The 5,878-nt window shown below is 61.8% G+C and carries 2 protein-coding genes and 2 pseudogenes; 2 read left to right on the top strand and 2 right to left on the bottom strand.

What is annotated here, in order from left to right; translation table 11 throughout:
* Together JCM9942_RS09835 and JCM9942_RS09830 are read left to right on the top strand one after the other, a co-directional pair.
* A pseudogene (locus JCM9942_RS09835) lies at window positions 1-281 on the top strand (Tn3 family resolvase); the annotation flags it as partial.
* Window positions 282-304: 23 nt separating this feature from the next.
* A complete protein-coding gene (locus JCM9942_RS09830) occupies window positions 305-3,298 on the top strand; it encodes a Tn3 family transposase (protein WP_054659359.1) in 2,994 nt (997 codons plus the stop codon).
* A 958-nt stretch (window positions 3,299-4,256) separates the two neighbouring features.
* On the opposite strand, the gene JCM9942_RS09820 is transcribed toward JCM9942_RS09830, so the two are convergent.
* The gene (locus JCM9942_RS09820; protein WP_054659356.1) at window positions 4,257-4,997 is read right to left on the bottom strand and encodes a copper homeostasis protein CutC; all 741 of its coding nucleotides are present in this window, start codon (window positions 4,995-4,997) and stop codon (window positions 4,257-4,259) included.
* A pseudogene (locus tag JCM9942_RS09815) lies at window positions 4,994-5,878 on the bottom strand (glycosylasparaginase); the annotation flags it as partial. The pseudogene JCM9942_RS09815 and the gene JCM9942_RS09820, both read right to left, overlap by 4 nt.

The following is a 5,878-nucleotide window of genomic DNA, read 5'->3' as shown; positions in this document are numbered from 1 at the left end:
TGCAGCTGCGCCTGCGCATGGTGCTGACCCCGTTTGCCCGCACGGGCCGCGGCGCGGCCAAGGCCCGAGGCCGGATCGAAGAGATCTGCTTGGCCCCGTTCCAGGCTGTGCGCCTGAACACTGCCAGCAGCGAGTACCAGTTGACTGTTCCCACCGATCCCGACCGGGATCTGGATGAAATCCTGGCCACGTTGCTCGATGACATGCACCGCATGGCCGATACGCACCAGTGTTTCCTGGAAGCGTCTCTCAATACAGACGACGGCCGGCACTGGGATTGATCCCCTCATAACCTCCGGATCCAATGGCTACCCTTCACGAGACCGCCTACCCGCGACTGAAGCCTGATCCCACCGCCAAGGAACTGGAGGAGATCTATACCCCCACCGCCGCTGAGATTGCATTCGCCAAGCAGCTGACCACCCAGCCGGGACCGCAGCTGGCGGTACTGATTCATCTCAAGCTCTTCCAGCGCCTGGGTTACTTCACGGTGTTAGCCGAAGTGCCCGAGCGGATCCGGAAGCACATCGCCAAGGCCGCCCGACTCGGGCGCGTATTGGACACCGACCAGCTCGAACGTTACGACGCTTCCGGTAGCCAGCGCCGCCATATGCCGCAGCTTCGGCAGTTCATCGGGGTACATCCCCTGGACAAATCAGGCTTGGCCTGGCTGGACACGGTGGCCACCGGAGCAGCCCAGACCAAGCACACCATCCCGGACATCGTGAACGTCCTGCTCGAAGAGCTGGTGCACCACCGCTACGAACTGCCAGGCTTCCGCACCCTGGAGCTGGCCGCCATCAGCGCACGTGAGCGGGTCAATCTGGGCTACTACCGCAGCATCAGTCACGCGCTGACGCCTGCCACGCGCACGCTCATTGACGAATTGCTGCGCGCACCGGAAGGCTCCAGATTTACTGGCTGGCAATCGCTCAAGCGCGAGCCTGGCCGACCGACCAACAAGGAGGTCCGGTTCTATCTGCAGCACATCCGCATGCTGCAGCAGTTGGCCGAGCAGCTGCCTCCCATCGATGTGCCGGTGCCCAAGCTCAAGCAATTCCGTGCAATGGCTCGCGCCTATGACGCCAGCGAGTTAGCCGAACTGGCTCCGGACAAGCGCTATGCGTTGGCCACCATCTTCATTCGCGCCCAGCATGCCAAGACGCTGGATGACGCAGCCGAGCTGTTCATCAAGCAGGTGCGCGGGCTGGAGAACACGGCCCAGCAAAAGCTGCTGGCCTACCAGCTCGAACATGCCAAGCGGGCCGACTTCCTGATCGGCCAGCTCAAGGAAATCCTGCAGGCCTATCAGCTCGACGGCAGCGATAGTCAGCGCGTGGATGCCATCGATAACAGTCTGGAAGCGGAAGTGTCGACCTTGTTGGCCGAATGCGAAGAACATATGGCATACGCAGGAAAGAACTATCTGCCTTTCATGCTGCAACCCTACGGCGCGGTCAGGCCGCTGCTGTTCAATGGGCTGGAGCTGATGAACTTGCGGGCAACCAGCCACGATGCCGGCATGGAGCCGTTGATTGCAGCGGTGCTGTCGCTGCGCAACCAACGCCGTGAGCTGATCGAGGTCGCATCCCTCGGCCTGGACCCGGAAAAGGACTTCGATTGGATGTCCAAGCTCTGGCGTCAGCACGTGTTTGGCAAGCGGGCCAGCGCGGCAGGCGCCGGCTGGATGCACCGTAAGTACTTCGAGCTGGCCGTGCTGGTGCAGGTCAAGGACGAACTGAAGTCGGGAGATCTCTTCATCCCGAGCAGCGAACGATTTGACGACTACCGCGAGCAGCTGGTCGATGAAGCCACCTTGGCCCAGGAACTGGAAGCCTATGGCCAGGTGTCAGGCTTGCCCACCGACGCTGCGACTTTCGTGGCCGGGTTGCGCGCACAACTGACCGACTTGGCCGACGAAGTTGACGAGCGTTTCCCCGAGAATGTTCATGCGGACATTCTGGAAGGACGCCTGGTACTGCGGAAGGGGCAACGCGCCGAGGTCTCAAGCGCCATTGCCACCGTGGACCGCCTCATCGCCGAACGGCTCCCGGAGTCCAGCATCGTCGATGTCCTGATCGACGCCAGCCAATGGCTGGATCTGCACCGATTCTTCCGTCCGATCGCCGGCACCGAGAGCCAGGTTGAAGATCTCCCTCGACGGGTGATCACCACGCTGTTTTGCTATGGCTGCAACTTGGGTCCGACGCAGACGGCGCGGTCGATCAAGGGCTTCAGCCGTCGCCAGGTCGCTTGGCTCAACCTCAAATACGTGACCGAAGATGTCCTTGAGAAGGCCATCGTGGAGGTCATCAATACCTACAACAAATTTGACCTGCCGGGCTATTGGGGCAGCGGCAAGAGCGCGTCAGCAGATGGCACCAAGTGGAGCGTGTACGAGGACAACCTGCTGTCGGAGTACCACATCCGCTACGGCGGCTACGGCGGCATCGGCTACTACCATGTGTCCGACAAATACGTGGCGCTGTTCAGCCACTTCATTCCCTGTGGCGTGCACGAGGGCATCTACATCCTCGATGGCCTGCTGGCCAACACGTCCGACATCCAGCCCGAGATCGTCCATGGCGACACGCAGGCCCAAAGCTATCCGGTCTTCGGTTTGGCCCACATGCTGGGCATCCAGCTGATGCCCAGGATACGAAACATCAAGGATCTCACATTCTTCCGGCCTGAACCTGGCAGGACCTATAAGAACATCCAGGCACTGTTCGGAGACAGCATCGACTGGCAACTGATCGCCACCCATCTCCACGACATGCTGCGGGTAGTGATCTCGATCCGATTGGGGAAGATCACCGCGTCCTCGATCCTGCGCCGGCTGGGCACCTACAGCCGGAAGAACAAGCTGTACTTCGCCTTCCGGGAACTTGGCAAGGCCGTCCGAACGCTGTTCTTGCTGCGCTACATCGATGACAACGAGATTCGGAAAACGATCCATGCTGCGACCAACAAGAGCGAGGAGTACAACGGCTTCGTAAAATGGGTGTTCTTTGGCAGCCAGGGGATCATTGCTGAGAACGTCCAACACGAGCAGCGCAAGATCATCAAGTACAGCCAGCTGGTCGCTAACATGATCATCCTCCACAACGTAGAAGGCATGAGCCGGACCTTGGCTGAGATGCGGAAGGAGGGAGTTGAACTGACGCCCGAGATCCTGGCCGGACTGTCGCCGTTTCGGACCAGCCACATCAACCGCTTCGGCGACTACCATCTCGACCTTGATAGGGAAGTGGCGCCGCTGAGCTATACAGCGAAAGTCCTTGAACAGGCCCCATAGACGGGGAGATGCGCTATCGGGACAAGGCAATTATCATTGCGTTTCAATCGCTTAGGTGGTTTTTGGCCCTGTACGTAACGATTCCCTGCCGACCCTCAGGAAGTCCCCGGCACTGGTCCGCCAGGGCACCATGGTAGACACCTCCGCGGAGAACGGACGCCGGGCCGGCTCGAAGGATGTGGGCGCCTCGATCCCGGCGCCAGCCAGGGAAAGAGACATCGCCCCGTCCGAGAGCGTCTCGGGCGGAAGTTTGAGTGCCAGCTCCGCCGCCACCTGCGCGCAAGCTCTGGCATGGTCGGGCGAGAGCTTGAGAAACCGGGTCGGTCGCGTCGTAGCGTTTCTAGATCTGCCAGCGTCTGAAGTGCGCCAGGTGCAGGGTGGCCGGTATTGCTCCATAAGTGCGTGTGGAACGACCCAGCGGCTGCCGCCCATGGCCGCCAGCGGACGAGGGAGGATTACAACAGCGGCGAGTGAGGGCGCTGGCGCCGAGCAGCTCGCAGGTGGTGCAAGCCTGACACAGTCGCGCTCACGGGCTGCCCATGCGAGGTAGGTGTCGAGAAAGGCTGCTGCGCCACGGCACCCTCAATAACGGCCGGCGTGTCGATGAGTGTATTCCCGCATCGGCAGGTCATATGGCGACCTTATGAAGCTGGAAGACCAAGCGGTCTCCGAGGATCTTCGCCGCCATCTCCTGCAGCAGGCTGAAGCCATGATTCCGGATACCGCACTGTGGCGGGAGTGGGAGAACGAACTTGGCTGATTCAATGCTTGCGGTACCCACTTAAGTGCGGATCACCCCCGCGGTACCCATTGGAGGGCGCGCTTTGTACCCTAGATCTACAGAGTCAGTACCCACAAGAGTGCGCTGAACAGCCGGCATGGTAGGTGAGACTGGATCCAGCGGCAGACCCATCGGAGACGGCTAATTAGCCATTTCGCATAATGTATATTATGTCAATCAGATCGAGGCCCGATCCAGTGCGCGCCGCAGCTCGGCAATCGTGCCTGCATCGGATTGAACCCAGTCGTTTTCCAGGCCGATCAATGCGGGGTTCTGGTGTCGCATCATCGAATGTCGAACGGATTTGGCTGAGGCGTGCAACTCGCGACAGCCTGAGCGTCGGGCCACATCCCCGATGTTGCCGGCGTTCAAACCGGCACCAGCCATCAACGTGATGTCGGATCCGGCCTTTGCCACCAGCGATGCCAGCACCGGGCTGCCGTCGACGGCGCTGGTGCAGCCGCCCGAGCTGAGTATCCGGTGCGCGCCCAGGGCGATGACCTGATCCAGCGCGTTCGACAAATCACCGGTGGCATCAAAGGCACGATGGAACGTAATGCCCAACGGGCCGGCGGCGGCAACCATCTGGCGACAGAGCGCCATGTCGATTTCAGCATCCGCCGTCAGTGCGCCAATGACCACGCCATCACAGCCCCGTTGCCGGCACTGTTCGATATCGCGCAGCATGATCTCCGCCTCAAGCTCGCTGTAAAGGAAATCGCCCGGCCGCGGACGGATCAGCACAAACAGCGGAATCCGCAGCCGGTCACGCGCAACCGCGATGGTGCCCATCGATGGCGTGGTTCCCCCATGTTCGAGGTTCTCGAACAGCTCGACCCGGTCAGCGCCACCTTCCTGCGCGGCCACGGCCGACGTGGCCGAATTGCAGGCGATTTCAAGCAGGTAGCGGGTGCTCACACCTGCGTGCTCGTGTAGACCGAAGGCGAATCCAGCAGCGCGTCCTGCTTTTTGCTGTCACAGATCGCGTAAACGAAGCCACGGTGCAATGCATACGCGCCAATCTCCCCACTGCGATTCATCGCCAGGAAGCAGACCTGCAGCGTGCGGCTGGCTTCCGGGCGTTTGCGCACCACCCGCTGGATCGCCTCCTGGCAGGCTTCGGCGGGCGAATGCCCCTGGCGCATGAGTTCGACCACCAGAAACGAAGCCGCATTGCGGATCATTTCCTCGCCTACGCCCGAAGCGGTCGCCGCGCCGACGTCGTTGTCGACATACAGACCGGCGCCAATGATCGGACTGTCCCCCACCCGGCCGTGCATTTTCCACGCCATGCCGCTGGTGGTGCAGGCCCCGGCCATCTGGCCGCTTTCATCGATGGCCAGCATGCCGATCGTGTCGTGGTTGTCTTTGTCGCCGGGACGCCCTCGCCGCTCGGCATTGATCTGCGGCGCGTAGTTCTCGGTCTTGAGCCAGTCGCGCCACGCTTTCTCGGCTTCCGGCGTCAGCAGCTTCTGCCGTTCGAATCCCTGCTGCACGGCGAACTGCTGGGCCCCCTCGCCCACCAGCATCACGTGCGGGGTCTTTTCCATCACCCGCCGTGCTACCGAGATCGGATGCAGGATGTCGGTCAATGCCGCCACCGAACCGCAACGGCCGTCGCCGGCATGATGCTCGCATCCAGCGACAAGACCCCGTCGCGATCGGGATTGCCGCACCGGCCCACCGTCGGATTGCACAAGTCACTCTCGGCCCAGCGCGCCCCGGCTTCCACCGCATCCAGCGCGCTGCCGCCCGCGGCAAGCACTTTCCAGGCGGCCTGATTGGCACCCACGCCGAAG

Origin of the sequence: Stenotrophomonas pictorum JCM 9942 (genome assembly GCF_001310775.1) — a bacterium.
In the GTDB taxonomy this organism is placed as follows: Bacteria; Pseudomonadota; Gammaproteobacteria; order Xanthomonadales; family Xanthomonadaceae; genus Stenotrophomonas; species Stenotrophomonas pictorum.
The sequence above is the reverse complement of the archived record's forward strand: the minus strand, read 5'-3'. Positions and strand labels throughout refer to the sequence as shown.